15 protein-coding genes are annotated in these 15,844 nt (G+C 60.2%); 5 read left to right on the top strand and 10 right to left on the bottom strand.

Annotated elements, in window-relative coordinates; genetic code table 11:
* Positions 1 to 120 precede the first annotated feature (120 nt).
* Positions 121 to 591: a hypothetical protein gene (locus ACMXYJ_RS25110; protein ID WP_415757368.1), complete on the bottom strand. Its 471-nt coding sequence runs from the start codon at positions 589 to 591 to the stop codon at positions 121 to 123.
* Positions 592 to 1,053: 462 nt separating this feature from the next.
* On the opposite strand from ACMXYJ_RS25110, the gene ACMXYJ_RS25105 reads away from it, so the two are divergent.
* Positions 1,054 to 1,989 (top strand): chemotaxis protein CheV, encoded by a 936-nt coding sequence (locus ACMXYJ_RS25105; RefSeq protein WP_415757367.1) that lies wholly within the window; start codon positions 1,054 to 1,056, stop codon positions 1,987 to 1,989.
* A gap of 91 nt (positions 1,990 to 2,080) precedes the next feature.
* Complete coding sequence (locus ACMXYJ_RS25100) at positions 2,081 to 2,887, top strand: MOSC domain-containing protein (RefSeq protein WP_415757366.1); 807 nt, start codon at positions 2,081 to 2,083, stop codon at positions 2,885 to 2,887.
* 70 nt (positions 2,888 to 2,957) lie between these two features.
* Here ACMXYJ_RS25100 and ACMXYJ_RS25095 read toward each other — a convergent pair whose 3' ends face one another.
* The 8 genes from ACMXYJ_RS25095 to ACMXYJ_RS25060 all read right to left on the bottom strand — a co-directional run bounded on the left by ACMXYJ_RS25095 (position 2,958) and on the right by ACMXYJ_RS25060 (position 12,290).
* Positions 2,958 to 3,242 carry a pyrimidine/purine nucleoside phosphorylase gene (locus tag ACMXYJ_RS25095; RefSeq protein ID WP_046049191.1) on the bottom strand — a complete coding sequence of 95 codons (285 nt, stop codon included), beginning with the start codon at positions 3,240 to 3,242 and terminating at the stop codon, positions 2,958 to 2,960.
* Between the two features lie 69 nt (positions 3,243 to 3,311).
* Positions 3,312 to 3,854, bottom strand: coding sequence for an exonuclease domain-containing protein (locus ACMXYJ_RS25090; RefSeq protein WP_415757365.1), 543 nt, complete (start codon positions 3,852 to 3,854; stop codon positions 3,312 to 3,314).
* 71 nt (positions 3,855 to 3,925) lie between these two features.
* Positions 3,926 to 5,887 (bottom strand): acetyl/propionyl/methylcrotonyl-CoA carboxylase subunit alpha, encoded by a 1,962-nt coding sequence (locus tag ACMXYJ_RS25085; RefSeq protein WP_415757364.1) that lies wholly within the window; start codon positions 5,885 to 5,887, stop codon positions 3,926 to 3,928.
* 123 nt (positions 5,888 to 6,010) lie between these two features.
* Positions 6,011 to 6,808, bottom strand: coding sequence for an enoyl-CoA hydratase/isomerase family protein (locus ACMXYJ_RS25080; RefSeq protein ID WP_415757363.1), 798 nt, complete (start codon positions 6,806 to 6,808; stop codon positions 6,011 to 6,013).
* A complete protein-coding gene (atuD, locus tag ACMXYJ_RS25075) occupies positions 6,805 to 7,962 on the bottom strand; it encodes a citronellyl-CoA dehydrogenase (RefSeq protein WP_415757362.1) in 1,158 nt (385 codons plus the stop codon). Before atuD ends, ACMXYJ_RS25080 begins: the two co-directional genes overlap by 4 nt.
* A 23-nt stretch (positions 7,963 to 7,985) precedes the next feature.
* Positions 7,986 to 9,602: a geranyl-CoA carboxylase subunit beta gene (gene atuC, locus ACMXYJ_RS25070; protein ID WP_415757361.1), complete on the bottom strand. Its 1,617-nt coding sequence runs from the start codon at positions 9,600 to 9,602 to the stop codon at positions 7,986 to 7,988.
* A 3-nt stretch (positions 9,603 to 9,605) separates the two neighbouring features.
* A complete protein-coding gene (locus tag ACMXYJ_RS25065; protein WP_415757360.1) occupies positions 9,606 to 10,475 on the bottom strand; it encodes an SDR family oxidoreductase in 870 nt (289 codons plus the stop codon).
* Positions 10,476 to 10,487: 12 nt separating this feature from the next.
* Positions 10,488 to 12,290: an acyclic terpene utilization AtuA family protein gene (locus tag ACMXYJ_RS25060; RefSeq protein ID WP_415757359.1), complete on the bottom strand. Its 1,803-nt coding sequence runs from the start codon at positions 12,288 to 12,290 to the stop codon at positions 10,488 to 10,490.
* A gap of 178 nt (positions 12,291 to 12,468) precedes the next feature.
* On the opposite strand from ACMXYJ_RS25060, the gene ACMXYJ_RS25055 reads away from it, so the two are divergent.
* From ACMXYJ_RS25055 to ACMXYJ_RS25045, 3 genes are all read left to right on the top strand, one after another.
* Positions 12,469 to 13,095 carry a TetR/AcrR family transcriptional regulator gene (locus ACMXYJ_RS25055; RefSeq protein ID WP_415757358.1) on the top strand — a complete coding sequence of 209 codons (627 nt, stop codon included), beginning with the start codon at positions 12,469 to 12,471 and terminating at the stop codon, positions 13,093 to 13,095.
* Between the two features lie 94 nt (positions 13,096 to 13,189).
* Positions 13,190 to 13,996, top strand: a complete 807-nt coding sequence (locus tag ACMXYJ_RS25050; RefSeq protein ID WP_415757357.1) for a substrate-binding periplasmic protein — start codon at positions 13,190 to 13,192, stop codon at positions 13,994 to 13,996.
* A 100-nt stretch (positions 13,997 to 14,096) separates the two neighbouring features.
* Positions 14,097 to 15,110 carry a GNAT family N-acetyltransferase gene (locus ACMXYJ_RS25045; RefSeq protein ID WP_415757356.1) on the top strand — a complete coding sequence of 338 codons (1,014 nt, stop codon included), beginning with the start codon at positions 14,097 to 14,099 and terminating at the stop codon, positions 15,108 to 15,110.
* A gap of 134 nt (positions 15,111 to 15,244) precedes the next feature.
* Here the strand turns inward: ACMXYJ_RS25045 and ACMXYJ_RS25040 are convergent, their stop codons facing one another.
* Positions 15,245 to 15,793, bottom strand: a complete 549-nt coding sequence (locus ACMXYJ_RS25040; protein WP_008145913.1) for an RNA polymerase factor sigma-70 — start codon at positions 15,791 to 15,793, stop codon at positions 15,245 to 15,247.
* Positions 15,794 to 15,844 lie beyond the last annotated feature (51 nt).

Below are 15,844 nucleotides of genomic sequence, written 5' to 3'. Positions count from 1 at the left end.
TTATTTGTTTCGAGTTGTCGTAAGCAGGTATGGAATATTCAATTGCGACATGAGCCCGCTCAAGTTAGAGAGGCCATCGTGGCAATAAAAATTCGCAGCATGGCATAGGGGGCCGACAATTCAGGCTTGCCGACCTGCAAAGGAAACGAGTGTGAGCGGTTTGGAATTAGCGGGGGGCTGAAACTGACTGTGTCCGACCTGAAAGGCGAAGGCTTCGATCAGGGATGTCTGTTCGCTGTCATCCAGGCTGAGTTGGCCGGTCTTCTGATCGATGAGTTCGAGTTGCCAGGCGATCAACGTCAGGCAGTTTTTCAGCGCACTCAGGGCCTGGTCGTGTAAATCCATGTGATTCTGGGCATGGCTCAGCAAACCATGAATGTGCAACGAAAACTCCGAAACGGCTGCCAGAGCGAGGGCATCAGCCTTGTTGGCCAGTTTGAGCAGGGTGCTCAGCATGCAGTCGATGGCATCCTTGTCATTGCTGATCAGTTGCAAATGACTCAGGCATTCCTCGGTTTTAACCAGGAGAGTCTCAGCTTCGACGAGAAACTCAGGGAGCCGGTGAGCCCATTCTTTACGATCGTTCGGCATGTTTATCTCCACAACGTCATGTCAAATGCGGGAATGTCGTGTGTGTCGACGGGGACGATCAGAGTCCCCGCATTGCCATGCCGTCGTGAGATCGCGCGCCGGCCTGTCTGGCTGCAGGCTGGGGAACTCGATAGGGTGGATGGCCACTTACCTGCGATCGCACACAAAAGCCTGACTCCGTTCATGCAATGAGAATGGCGTCACATTAATGGCTATTGGATATTGCGAATATCAGGTTGGGCCTGATTGCTACTAGGGGAATCCCTTACACGGGGGAACCAACCGAACGAAACGAGGTCTCGCGGCAGGCAATGGGGCAGATGAAATCGCCTGGCCAGTAAAGCATGATGTCAGTGTGACATCAATGTTTGGTCGTGGCATTTTACACGGGGGTCAAGGTCCGGCGAAAACAGCCGATAACCCCCTTTAGTGAATTCATCAGAACAAGCCCAGGAGTCATTGATGGCCGGCATTCTCGACACGGTAGACCAACGCACGCAACTGGTGGGTGAGAATCGCCTGGAAATTCTCATGTTCCGGCTGGCCGGACGTCAATTGTTCGCGATCAACGTCTTCAAAGTACAGGAAGTGCTGCAACTGCCGAAGCTGACCCTGATGCCCCAGCGTCATCCGTTTGTCTGCGGTGTGGTTAATCTGCGTGGCCAGACCCTGCCGGTGATCGACTTGTCCCAGGCCATCGGCATGCGTCCGCTGGTGCCAAGCCCGACCAGTACGATCATCGTTACCGAGTACAACCGTTCGGTGCAGGCGTTCCTGGTCGGTGGTGTGGACCGAATCGTCAACATGAACTGGGAAGCCATTCTGCCGCCGCCGGCCAGCGCCGGTCGTCAGCATTACCTGACGGCCATCAGCAAGGTCGACGACCAGTTGGTGGAAATCATCGACGTCGAAAAAGTCCTGGCGGAAATCGTCCCGTACAACGCCAAGGTCTCGCGCGACAAACTCGACGATCCGGTTCTGGAACGTGCCCGTGGCCGTGAAGTGCTTTTGGTGGACGACTCGAACGTGGCCCTGTCGCAATTGCGTGACACCCTGGGTCAGTTGGGCGTGAAGATGCACATCGCCAGCGATGGCTTGAAGGCACTGAACATGCTCAAGGCCTGGGCCGATACCGGTGTGAACATGACCGACAAACTACTGATGGTCTTCACCGACGCGGAAATGCCGGAAATGGACGGCTATCGCCTGACCACGGAAATCCGCAACGACCCACGTCTGCGAGGCCTCTACGTGGTTCTGCATACCTCGTTGTCCGGCAGCTTCAACGACTCGATGGTGAAGAAGGTCGGCTGCGACAACTTCCTCTCCAAATTCCAGCCGGACAAACTCATCGACGTGGTGCGCGAGCGCTTGATGCTCGATGAAGTGCCTGCCTGATAACGGTGCAAGAGGCTGGCCTGAAGTCAGCCTTTGATTCGGCGATCAAGCTCGTATAGGGTGGTTTTTTTTGCCCACCAGGGAGCTGGCCATGTTGCGTCTGAGCGCGCTGTATCGTTATCCGTTGAAATCCGGCAAGGGCGAGATCCTGCAGCAGGTCAGCCTCGACAAGCTGGGCCTGGACGGTGATCGACGCTGGATGTTGGTGGACGAAGCCAGCGGGCGCTTTCTGACCCAGCGTGCGGTGGCGCAGATGAGTCAGCTGTCGGCGTTGTGGAATGCCGACGGGGGCTTGACCCTCAGTGCGCCGGGCCGCTCACCGATCGATATCGCCTTGCCCGCCAGCGACTCGGAACTGCGTGGCGTGACCATCTGGCGTGATACGTTGCGCGTGCCGGATGCCGGTGACGAGGCGGGTGCCTGGGTCAGTGAATTCATTGGTAAACCGACTCGCCTGGTACAAGTCCCTCTTGATCGCGCACGGACCACCCAGGCCGGCTACGGCAAGGACGATGATCAGGTGGCCTTCGCCGATGGTTTTCCGCTGTTGCTGATCGGGCAGGCCTCCCTGGAGGACTTGTCGCAAAAAGTCGGCCGCCCGCTGGAAATGCTGCGCTTTCGGCCGAATCTGGTGATCGAGGGCAGCGAGGCGTATGCCGAAGATGGCTGGAAGCGCATCCGCATCGGCGATGTCGAGTTCCGCGTGGTCAAGTCGTGTTCACGCTGCATTTTGACCACCATCGACCCGCAAACCGGCGAGCGCAGCGATGATCGCGAACCATTGGCCACGTTGCAAAAATACCGTGCCGAGGCCGACGGAGCGATGTTCGGACAGAACCTGGTCAATGACAGCAATGGTCAACTTGAAGTCGGCATGCCGGTGACGGTCCTGGAATAAGACAATCAGAATAAAAAATGCCCGTGTCCAAGGACACGGGCATTTTTTTGTCGCTGTGAAACCCAGGGGTTTAGCCGCGGTATTCGCACAGGTAAGCGGTGTCGACGGCCACTTTCAGCTGGAACTTGCTGTTGGCGGGCACGTTGAACTGACTGCCGGCGGCGAAGGTTTCCCAGTCGCTGCTGTCCGGCAGTTTGACGGTCAGGGCGCCGGATACCACGTGCATGATTTCACGCTGGCTGGTGCCGAATTCGTATTCGCCCGGTGCCATGACGCCGAGGGTCGCAGGACCTTCAGCGGTGCCAAAGGCGATCGACTTGACGGTGCCGTCGAAGTACTCGTTGACTTTAAACATGGGCGATTCCTCGAAAAGGGCTAAAAAGGGCTGGCCAGTATGCACAAGGCCCATGCCGGCGTCACCTCTCTAAGACGGAAGAACCAGTGGCAATAATCGTGCGGTATTGCGCGCATCTTCCAGCGCCCGATGCTGTTGGCCGTTGAACTGCATGCCTGCCAGTTGCAGCGCGCCGTTGAGCCCCAGCGGGCGCTCCAGCCGGCGAGCCTTGGCAAAGCGCTGCTTGAGGTTCATGTGCGGCACCCGACTCAGCGCGCTGTCGAGTTGCAGGCGCTCCCACTCCTGAACCAACTGTTTGCGATCGTAATCGCCCCAACTGGCCCAACCTTCGAGGCCCGAGTGATGTTGGCCGAGCCAGTGCTCGAACGACGCCCAGACCTCGCTCAGCGACTCGGCGTCATCGATGTTGGCCTGAGTGATGTGTGTCAGTTGCCGACAAAACGGCGTCAACAAGGGCCGACGCGTCGGGCGTACGAAGCGCTGAAAGCTATCCAGTTCCCGACCTTTTCGGTCCACCAGGGTGGCGCCGATTTCGATGATTTCCATTTCCGTTACTGGCCAACCACCCTCATCGGTGGTGGCTTCGAGATCAATGACCAGCCAGTGAGGCATCGCAGGGTTCCTGGTATCCGCGTCCTGATAGGGCTTGAGCGTAGCCAAACCCGGCGGATCCGCCTAGCGGCTTATTCGACCTCCAACAAAATCTGACGATTTTTCACCTGGTCACCGACCCTGACCTGCAAGCGCTTGAGCACGCCGTCGATGCCCGACTTGAGCGGATGCTCCATTTTCATGGCCTCCAGCACGACCAGCAACTGGCCTTTACTGACCGGGCTGCCCTCGGTCACCAGCACGTCGACGATCGCCCCGTCCATCGGCGCCTTGAGGGTGCCGGTGCTGACGCTGGCCTGGCTGCTGACCAAGGCCTGCGTCCGGTCCATCAGCCGCACACTGCCGGGACGGGTGAACAGCCAGAGTTGCCCGGCCTCAAGACGGTAAGCATGACGTCGCCGGATACCGTTGATTTCCAGGCTGGCCCAGCGTCCGTCGCACTGGATGACCTTCAATTCAAACGGCGTTGTGGCCACTTGAATCCGATACGGTTCACCCGGCACAGCGTTCAATTCCACTGACCAATCCTGATCCTCAAGGCCAATTCGATAGTGCAACGGCACGCTGGCGTTGTTGCGCCAACCGGCCAGTGGCGCGTGATGAACCTGCGCCGAGGCTTGATAGAACAGCGCAGCAGCGATGGCCAGTTCTTCGGCGCTCGGCACATGCGCATACAGGCAGGGATGCTCGGCGAAGTGAGTCTGGATGAACCCGGTGCTGAACTCGCCACTGATGAACTGCGGGTGTTCGAGCAGGCTGGCGAGCAAGCGCTGATTGCTTTGCACGCCGAGCAGCACGCTGTCCTGCACCGCCCGCAGCAACTGGCGCCGGGCTTCTTCGCGGGTGGCGCCGTGGGCGATGATCTTGCCCAGCAACGGGTCATAAAACGGGCTGATTGACTGGCCTTCGATCAAGCCATGATCGATCCGTACGCCGCGCTGCAACGCAGGCTCCCAGCCGGTGATACGACCGGTTTGTGGGAGAAAACCGTGTGCCGGATCTTCGGCGTACAAACGGACTTCCATGGCATGGCCGTTGAGCGACACTTGCTCCTGGCGCAAGGGCAGAGGCAGTCCTTCGGCGACGTGCAACTGCCAGGCAACCAGATCGAGGCCAGTGATCAATTCGGTCACCGGGTGCTCCACCTGAAGTCGGGTGTTCATCTCCAGAAAGTAAAACTGCCCGCGCGCATCCAGCAGGAACTCGACGGTGCCAGCGCCGACGTAATTCACGGCGCGCCCCGCCTTGAGCGCCGCTTCGCCCATGGCCTGACGCAACTCGGCGGTCATCACCGGGCAGGGTGCTTCTTCGATGACTTTTTGATGGCGACGCTGGATCGAGCAGTCGCGCTCGCCAAGGTAGATCAGGTTGCCGTGCTGGTCGCCGAACAGTTGAACTTCGACGTGACGCGGGTCGATCAGCGCTTGCTCGAGAATCAGTTCGTCGCTGCCAAACCCGTGCAGCGCTTCGGAGCGGGCGGTGCGCAGTTGCTCCAGCAAATCACTGGCCTCGTGCACCAGGCGCATGCCACGCCCGCTACCACCGGCACTGGCCTTGATCATCAACGGATAGCCGATGCTTGCGGCTTCGCGGCTCAGGGTCGCGTCGTCCTGTTCTTTGCCCTGATAACCCTTGATGCACGGCACACCGGCATCGAGCATGGCAAGTTTCGACAGGCGTTTGCTGCCCATCAGTGCAATCGCTTCGGGGCTGGGGCCGATGAAGGTGATGCCGGCATCCTGGCAGGCGCGGGCGAAGCCGGCATTTTCCGAGAGGAAGCCGTAGCCCGGATGGATCGCGTCAGCGCCTGTGCGCCGGGCGGCGTCGAGAATGGCCGGGATATTCAGATAGGACTGCTGCACCGGGGCCGGGCCGATGTTCACGGCCTCGTCGGCCATCTGCACATGAAGGGCATCGGCGTCGGTATCGCTGAACACCGCGATTGTGCGATAACCCAGGGCCTGGGCGGTGCGCTGGATGCGGCAGGCGATTTCACCGCGGTTGGCGATCAGGATTTTTCTGAGTCCGGGCATGGGGTCTTCTCTGAAGTTGTGCGGTGAAAGTGATGGCCTCATCGCGAGCAGGCTCGCTCCCACAGGGGAATGCATTTCAAATGTGGGAGCGAGCCCGCTCCGGGCGGCGTTCCGACGATGCTGTTAAGGCGCCCAGCCCGGTTTACGCTTTTGCACGAAGGCCATGGTCCCCTCAATACCTTCAGCCCCGGTCACCGCCTCGCTGAACCAGTCGGCCGCTTCATCCAGCAACGCATTCGATGGCTGGCCGGCGCTCGCCAGCAACAGCTTTTTGGTCATCGCATTCGCCTCCGGCGCGCAGCACAACACATGGGCCAGAATTTCATCGAGGCGCTCGGCCAGCGCTTGCGCGTCATGCTCGACAAAATGCACCAACCCCATACGCCGTGCGTGTGTGCCATCGAAACGTGCCGCGGTCAGCGCCAGTCGGCGAGTCTGAGTCAGGCCGATGCGCTGCACCACGAACGGCGCGATCTGCGCTGGAAGCAGACCGAGGCTGGTTTCCGGCAGACCAAATTGCGCCTGGTGATCGGCCAAGGCGACGTCGCTGACGCAGGCCAGACCAAAACCACCGCCGAGCACCGCGCCTTGCAGCACCGTGATCACCACTTGCGGTGCGTGTTGCACCTCTTGCAGCAGCGCCCCAAACGCACGATTCAAGTCGCGATAGGCGCTCGGGCCTTGAGCGCGTGCGTTGGCCATGTCCTTGATGTCGCCACCGGCGCAAAAATGCCCGCCGGCACCACCGATCACCAAGGCACGAATCTCACGGTCATCGCGCACGGCCAACAGCACGGCACGCAGTTCCGCGACCATCAACAGGCTCATGGCATTGCGGCTTTCGGGGCGATTGAGGGTGATGTGCAGAACGCCGTTGTGCGATTCCAGCAACAAGGTCTGGCAAACCGGCAGGGCGCTCATTTCTTTTTCCCCGGCAGGATGCCCATGAGTTTGCAGATGATCCCCAGCATGATTTCGTCGGCACCGCCGCCGATCGACACCAGCCGCACGTCACGGTAAGCGCGGGCCACCGGGTTGTCCCACATGAAACCCATGCCGCCCCAATATTGCAGGCAGCTGTCGCTGACTTCCCGGCCCAGACGCCCGGCCTTGAGTTTGGCCATCGACGCCAGACGCGTGACGTCCTGGCCTTTGATGTATTGCTCGGTGGCCTGATAGACCAACGCCCGCAGGCATTCGATTTCGGTTTGCAGTTCGGCCAGTCGGAAGTGGATGACCTGATTGTCGATCAGCGCATTGCCGAAGGTTTTGCGCTCCTTGCAGTACTCGATGGTGCTGTCGATGCAGTACTCCAGGCCCTTGATCATGTTCGCCGCGCCGAACAGCCGTTCCTCCTGGAACTGCAGCATCTGCATCATGAACCCCGCGCCTTCATGGCCGATGCGGTTGCGTTGCGGCACGCGCACGTTGTCGAAAAATACCTGGGCGGTTTCCGAACTGCGCATGCCGAGCTTGTCCAGGTGCGAGCTGAGGCTGATGCCCGGCGTGTTCATCGGCACCATGATCAGCGACTTGTTGATGTGCGGTTTGTCGTCCGAGGTATTGGCCAGCAGGCAGATGAAATCCGCGCTCGGCGAGTTGGTGATCCACATCTTGCTGCCGTTGATCACGTAGTCGTCGCCGTCCTTGCGGGCGGTGGTTTTCAAACCGGCCACGTCGGAACCGGCGCCGACTTCGGAAACACCGATGCAGCCGACCTGCTCGCCAGTGATCGCCGGCCGCAGGAATTCTTCGCGCAATTCATCGGAGCCGAAACGCGCCAGCGCCGGGGTGCACATGTCAGTCTGCACGCCAATGGACATCGGAATGCCGCCGCAGTGGATGGTGCCGAACTCTTCAGCCGCGACGATCGAATAGCTGTAATCGAGCCCCATGCCGCCAAACTTTTCCGGTTTGGAAATCCCCAGCAAGCCGAGGTCGCCGGCCTTGCGGAAGATTTCGTGGATCGGAAAGCGTCCGGCCTTTTCCCATTCCTCGACGTGAGGATTGATCTCGTGATCGACGAATTGGCGGACAGTGCGGCGCAGTGCTTCGTGTTCCTGGGTGAAGATCATTCTTATTGTTCTCCTGAGCGCCCTTAGAAACGGGCTACACCAAAACTGTTGGATTGCAGCGGCCGCACTTCAGCCTCATGACAGATATCCAGCAAGTACCCGAGCAAGGTCCGGGTGTCGCGAGGATCAATCAACCCGTCGTCCCACAAACTGGCGCTGCCATAGAGTGCGGTGGACTGGCTGTCGAGTTTCTGCGCGGTGACCTGTTCCAGCATGTCGAGCATTTTCGGGTCGGGCACCAAGCCGTCCTTGGCCTGCTTGGCCTCGGTGACGATCCGCAGCACTTTGCCGGCCTGGGCGCCGCCCATCACCGCCGTGCGGCTGTTGGGCCAGGCAAAAATGAAGCGCGGGTCGAGGCCGCGGCCGCACATCGCGTAGTTGCCGGCGCCGTAGGAGCCACCGACGACGATGGTCAGTTTAGGCACGCGGGCATTGGCCACCGCTTGAATCATTTTCGCGCCGTGTTTGATCACACCTTGCTGCTCCGACTCGGTGCCAACCATGAACCCGGTGGTGTTGTGAAAAAACAGCAGCGGCGTCTGGCTTTGGTCGCAGAGCTGAATGAACTGCGCCGCCTTGCTCGCACCCTTGGGCGTGATCGGCCCATTGTTGCCAATGAACCCGCAGGCGCGGCCTTGAATCTGCAAATGGCCGCAGACGGTTTGCTGATCGAACTCGCCCTTGAATTCGAGAAAGTTCGAGCCGTCGGCAATCCGCGCGATGATTTCGCGTACGTCATAGGGCTTTTTGGGGTCATCAGGAATCAGCCCGAGCAACTCGTCGATGGGGTAGAGCGGCTCTTCCCCGCGACGTTCGGGTAACCAGGGCAGCTGATCATTCCACGGCAACAGGCTGACAATCTCGCGCACCTGGCGCACGCCATCGGCGTCATTCTCGGCCAGGTATTCCGCCGTGCCGGCGATTTGCGCATGCATCTCGGCGCCGCCCAGTGCTTCATCGGTGGCGACTTCTCCGGTGGCAGCCTTGAGCAGCGGCGGGCCGGCCAGAAACAGTTTGGCCTTGCCACGCACCACCACCACGTAATCCGACAACCCTGGCTGATAGGCGCCGCCCGCCGTGGCCGAGCCATGGACCACGGTGATTTGCGGCAGGCCCATGGCTGACATCCGCGCCTGATTGGCAAAGCTGCGGGCGCCTTCGACGAAAATCTCCGCCGCGTAATTGAGGTTGGCGCCACCGCTTTCAGCCAGCGTAATGACCGGCAGTTTGTTCTCCATGGCGATCTGTTGCAGGCGCAGGGATTTTTTCAAACCGCTGGGGGAAATGGTCCCGCCCTTGATCGCACTGTTGTTCGCCACCACCAGCACGCGCACGCCGGACACGTAGCCGATCCCGGCGATCAAGCCGCCGCCTGCGGAGCTGCCGTCCTTGTCGTCATGCAGTTTGTAGCCGGCCAGGCTCGCCAGTTCGAGGAACGGGGCGCCGGGGTCCAGCAGCAGATTGAGGCGTTCGCGGGGCAACAATTGGCCGCGCTTGTCGAACCTGGGCTTGGCTTCGGCCGCCTTGTTCAACAGGTTCTGTTCGAGCTGGCGAACGTGCTCGATGCCGACCAGCATCGCCGCGCGATTGCGCGCGAACTGTTCGCAGAACGGGTCCACTTGCGACTGAATCACCGGCATGGCTTATTCCTTATCCTTGAGGACGTCCGGCAAGTAGGCGCGATGGAAGCCGTTATACGACTCGCTGATCTGCGCCTTGTGTATCGGCCAGGCGCGCCCGCCGAGGCTGGCGGCGCCGTCGATGCGCAAGGTGCTGCCACTGACAAACGCCGCAGCCGGGCTGAGCAGGAAAACGATCGCCGCGCTGACTTCCGATTCGGTGCCGATGCGTTTCAGTGGGACGTGCTCACGCAACGTCGGGATCACCGCTTTGAACGCGCCTTCGTAGGTGTCCATGCCACTGGACGCGATCCAGCCCGGCGCCACGGCATTGACCCGCACCCCGGCATAACCCCATTCGAACGCGGCGGTCTTGGTGAGGTTGTCCATGCCCGAACGCGCCGCGCCCGAGTGGCCCATGCCGGGCATGCCGCCCCACATGTCGGCGAGCATATTGACGATGGCGCCGCCGTGCGTGCTCATGGACTGGTTGAACACTTCCCGGGCCATCAGGAAGCCGCCCATCAGGTTGGTGCGCAACACCGTGTCGAAGCCTTTTTGATTGATCGACGCCAGCGGCGACGGGTACTGCCCGCCGGCATTGTTGACCAGACCGTGAATCGGTCCGTGTTTGCGGATCAACTCGCTGACCACATGCTTGACCGCTTCTTCCTCACGAATATCGCAGACCATCCAGTCAGCCTTGCCGCCATCTTCGGTAATCTCGGCCGCGACGTTCTTCAGCTTGTCGGCCTTGCGCCCGAGCAGCAGCACATGGGCGCCGAGGGCCGCCAGTTCGTGAGCGGTGCAACGGCCGATGCCACTGCCGCCACCGGTGACGATGATGTTTTGGCCTGCAAACAAATCGGCTTTGAAAATCGAATCGTAAGCCATGGCGACAGTCCTCTAGTTGACCTGGTCGGCGATGCGCTGAGGCACCGGTATCTGGATTTCCAGCAGTTGCTGGGCGAAGGCTTTGCCTTGCGGATCGATCCGCAGGCTGGCCACGCCACCGCCTCCCAGGGCGTTTTCCAGCAGAAAATTAAGGCTGTGGGTGCCCGGCAGGTACCAGCGTTCGACACGTCCGTGGATCGGGTCGAGGACGTGACTCATCCAGTCGACGATCACTTCCGGCGTCAAGGCTTCGGCAATCCACGGCAGGTACTCCGGCTTGCGGGCCATGACGCCGATGTTGCTGTGGTTGCCCTTGTCACCGGAGCGCGCCACCGCGAGTTTGACCAGGGCCACGCTGGCATCGGCCCGGTCAGAGGGTTTCGGTGGGACGCACGCCACGGGCAGGTCGGCGGTGTCGAGCACATCAACCGCGGGCAGGGCGCAGGGGTGGCGCTGGCCCTTGAGATCAATGTCCAGCGTGCAAGCGGTTTTGTCGATAAGGAACGAGAACAGCCGGATCAGCGGATACACCGTCGGCCGTCCACCGACAATCCCGGTCAGTCCCGGCGCCATGCCGGTGGCGGCCTGGGCGATTTCCCGGGAGAACACAATCAACGCCTGTTTACCCGGATGGCGCACCGCGAGTTTGATCACCACTTCGCGGCTGTCGTGACGCTGACCGTGGGGGCCGTAAGTGGCCTCGCTGCCGAGCAATTCGATATTTACTTCGCTGTAGGGGGGCCAACCGCGCTGGCTGAAAATTTCCGACGTCTTGTTGATGATCGCTTCGCTGACTCGACGCGCCTTGTCGACCGCATCGATCCCGGCGATCAGGCAACTGGCGGTGCAGCGGAAACCGTCCGGGTACGTCGCGCTGACCTTGTACTGATCGGTCGGCGGCAAGCCTTTTGCGCCGTGCACCCGAACCGCGTTTTTGCCTTGTTGCACGAGTTTGACTTCAGTGAAATCGCAGACCACGTCCGGTAGCAGATACGCCTGCGGGTTGCCGATTTCATACAGCATCTGCTCGCCGACCGTCAGCGGAGTGACCAACCCGCCGGAGCCTTCGGGTTTGCTGACGATGAACTGGCTGTCGGCGCTGACTTCGACGATGGGGAAACCGATGTGTTCGTAGTCGGGCACCTCGCGCCAATCGGTGAAGTTGCCGCCGGTGCACTGGGCACCGCATTCGATGATGTGCCCGGCCAATGCGGCCTGGGCGAGTTTGTCGTAGTCGTGCCACGACCAGCCGAACTCATGCACCAGCGCGGCGCTGACCACGGCGCTGTCGACCACGCGTCCGGTGATGACGATGTCGGCGCCCAGACGCAGGGCTTCGACGATGCCCGGTGCGCCGAGGTAGGCGTTGGTCGAGACGCACATCGGCGGCAAGGGCGCGCCGCTGAACATTTCATGGATACCGATGCTGCCCAACTGTTTGAGCTGCGGCTGCAGGTCATCGCCCAGCAGCACGGCGATTTTCAGCGTTACCCCGATCTTGTCGCAGGCCGCTTGCAGGGTTGCGGCGCAAGCTTGCGGGTTGACTCCGCCGGCGTTGCTGATGACGCGGATTTTCTGTTCGGCGAGTTGACCGAGCAGCGGGCTGAGGACTTCGATGAAGTCGCTGGCGTAACCGGCCTGGGGATCTTTCATCCGCGCGCCGGCCATGATCGACATCGTGATTTCGGCCAGATAATCGAAGACCAGATAATCCAGACGCCCACCTTCTACCAGCTGCGCGGCGGCGGTCGAGGTGTCGCCCCAGAAGGCGCTGGCGCAACCGATGCGGATTGTTTTTGGCGCAGTCAACTGCATAGCTACCTCCGATAGAAGTGCATCGAGACTACCAAGCAAGCGCTTGGTTTGTAAACGGCTGAAATATCTTCTGCCCGAGCGCTTGCTTGGTCGCTCCGGCCAGCTTAAATTGCCCGCGCAACCCCGCAGTTTTAGCGGCGAGCGGCGTATTTGATTGATCGACTGTAGGAGAGAACGGGTGGACGAGCAAAAAGCCCTGAGGGTGATGCGCGAATTGGTCGACAGCGGCCAATTGACCGACCCGGACAGCGCCCGCGGCAAACTGCTGCAAGTGGCGGCTCACCTGTTCCGCAACAAAGGTTACGAACGCACTACCGTGCGCGATCTGGCCGGCGCCGTGGGGATTCAGTCGGGCAGCATTTTTCATCACTTCAAAAGCAAGGACGAGATCCTGCGGGCGGTGATGGAAGAAACCATTCGCTACAACACTGCGTTGATGCGTGCAGCCCTGGCAGAAGCCGGCAGTGTGCGCGAGCGGGTACTGGCGCTGATTCGTTGTGAATTGCAGTCGATCATGGGCGGCAGCGGCGAGGCCATGGCGGTGTTGGTGTATGAATGGCGCTCGCTGTCCGAAGACGGGCAGGCGCAGGTGCTGGCGCTGCGAGACATTTATGAAGAACTCTGGCTGCAAGTGTTGGGTGAAGCCAAGGACGCCGGTTTTATTCGCGGCGATGTGTTCATTACACGTCGTTTCCTGACCGGGGCGTTGTCCTGGACCACCACCTGGTTTCGTGCAGGCGGTAGCATGAGCCTCGATCAATTGGCCGATGAGGCATTGATTCTCGTGCTGGAAGAAAAGCAGTAGTTTGGTTTTGAATCAGCAGGAAACTGGCTAAGTGGCCGAAACCGCCTAGCTTGAATGCATTGAAGCGTATTTTTTTGGGGAGTGGGTTGTTTTGATGTCTTCGCCAATTCGGATGGCTTCGCGGCTTTTGCTGGCGACGCTTGCGGTGTTATGCATGGTTCCATCCCAGGCCGCACAGCTGGTGCGGGTCGGTGCCGCACATTTTCCTCCCTATACCGTGCGCCCGGAATCCGGTGCCGACACCGGTTTGCTGCCGCAGCTGGTCGAGGCGCTCAATGCCTTGCAGAGCGACTATCAGTTTGTATTGGTGCCCACTTCCATTCCCCGGCGTTTCGGTGACTTCAAGCAAGGCCGGGTGGACATGGCGATTTTCGAGAACCCGGACTGGGGCTGGAAGGACATCCCGCACACCACAGTCGACATGGGGCTGGAAGACGCCGAGATTTTTGTCGCACAACGCCAGCCTGATGGCCAACCGGTTCGTCAGCAGAATTATTTTGCCGACCTCACCGGCAAGCGTCTGGCGCTGTTCAGTGGCTATCACTACGAGTTCGCCAACTTCAATGCCGATCCAAAATTCCTCGCGCAAAACTACGACGCCACGCTGACGTATTCCCATGACAGTAACCTGCTGATGGTGCTGCGCGGGCGTGCCGACGTTGCCCTGGTGACGCGCTCTTACCTGAGCGATTACCTGCTGCGCAACGAGAAAGTCGCCGATCAGTTGCTGGTGTCCCAGCGTATCGATCAGGTCTATCACCACTACGCCATCCTCCGGCCGGCCGCACCGATCACTGGCGAGGCTTTCGGCAAGTTGCTGCAAGGGTTGCGGAACAATGGCCAGATGCTGAAGATTTTCGATCCCTACAAGATCGCTGTGGTGCCGGTCCCGGGTACCTGAGATCGCGCCACAGGTCGCGTATTTACCGACTTCTCTTAAATTTCCCGCACTGGCTCACGTCACCTCGTTGAACTGTCGACGATTAACGTGAGCCCGACCCATGTCTACTCTGAATGACCTGACTGCCCTGGCCTTGCCGACAGGAAGCCGTCTTGTAGCTGATGAAACCGAAAGCCGGCTGTGTCTCAGCCTTGAAGGGCAGCCGCTGATTCAGTTGCGCCTGACTCGCGAGCCTGCGCTGCAAGTGCAAGTAGAAGAGCGCTTCGACCACGCCGACAATCGTGCCGTCTGGGCGACCTGTTATTGGCTGTTTGCCCGTGACCCGGCCTGCCAGCGCCTGACCTGGCAACTCGATGAAGCCCCCACCGAAGCATTGCTCAGCGGATTGCTGATCCCTACCGAAATCGTCGGCCAGTATGGTTGCGAGCGAACGCTGTTCTGGCAGTTGCCTCAGCCTTGGCTGGGCGCGTCACGGACATCGGGTTATCCGCAGCAAATGGTCATCAGTGACGGCAAGCGTCATCCGCTGCGCCCGATGAAGCCGCGCGGTGAAGTCTATCGGCGTTTTGATGCGCGCCTCGGTGCCTGGATTTCCCTGCGCACGGTGGACATCGACCTGGACCTGGCGCGTTTCAATCGTTGGCAGAACAACCCGCGCGTGGCGAGTTTCTGGCAGGAGGAGGGCAGCCTCGAGCAGCATCACGAGTACCTGAGCAAACTTGAAGCCGATCCCCATACCCTGACGCTGATCGGTTGTTTCGATGATCAGCCGTTCGCCTACTTTGAAGCGTATTGGGCCAAGGAAGATCGCATCGCGCCGTTCTATGACGCCGGCGATTACGACCGCGGTATTCACATGTTGGTGGGTGAGGAAAATCACCGTGGCCCGCACAAGGTGGCGAGCTGGTTATCGGCGTTGACGCATTACCTGTTTCTCGACGATCCACGTACTCAGCGAGTGGTTGCCGAGCCTCGCGCCGACAACGCGAAGATGATCGGGCATATGCAGAACCAGGGTTTCTACTGCGAGAAAGCGTTCGACTTCCCGCACAAGCGCGCGGCGTTGATGGTGTTGGGGCGTGAGCGGTTTTTTGATCGGTGTGCGTTGGCTTGATGCCTAAGGCTCAAGATCCGTTGCGGTATTGAGTCCGCCATCACGAGCAAGCTCGCTCCCACATTTGACCTGTGTTCGCAGAACCAATGTGGGAGCGGGCTTGCTCGCGAAGGGGGCGACGCAAATCTCAGATCTTAGCGACGGGCAAAGGTATCCACACGACTGCCCGACACCTTGCGGCAGTGCACCAGCGCATCGCGAATCATGAAGTTCACCAGGGTCGGCGAGACGCCTAACTCCTTGGCGATGTCCTTTTGCGGCACGCCGTGCAGGCGATACATCTCGAAGGCGTAGCGGGTGCGGCTGGGCAGCTCGGTCAGCGCGTCGGCGATGTGTTCCAGCGTCGAGAAGTTGATGTGCGAGGTTTCCGGCGAAGCGCCTTGAATCACCACGTTCAGACCCTCCTCTTCAGGGCCCGAATACTTCTGCTCCAGCGCCTGTTTGCGGTAATGATCGATCGCCAGGTTGCGCACGATCTGGAACAGGTAGCTGAGCTGAGCCTTGAACGAGGACGTGATTTGCGGCGCGGATTGCAGCCGGAAGAACGCATCCTGCACCACGTCTTCAGCCCGCGACCGGCAGCCGGTAATGCGGGCTGCAATCTTGACCAGAATCAGTCGATTGTCGACGAATGCCTGAAGTAGCGGTGAATCGCACCTGCTTGTGGACACTTGTTCCGTCATGGAAATCACCTTGCTGCCAATAGGTTAGTGGGACGGCTCGCGAGGGCTGAG

Origin of the sequence: Pseudomonas arabinosi (assembly GCF_047758675.1) — a bacterium.
GTDB classification, from domain to species: domain Bacteria; phylum Pseudomonadota; class Gammaproteobacteria; order Pseudomonadales; family Pseudomonadaceae; genus Aquipseudomonas; species Aquipseudomonas arabinosi.
Note: the sequence above shows the minus strand (reverse complement) of the source record. Positions and strands in the feature narration are given on the sequence as shown.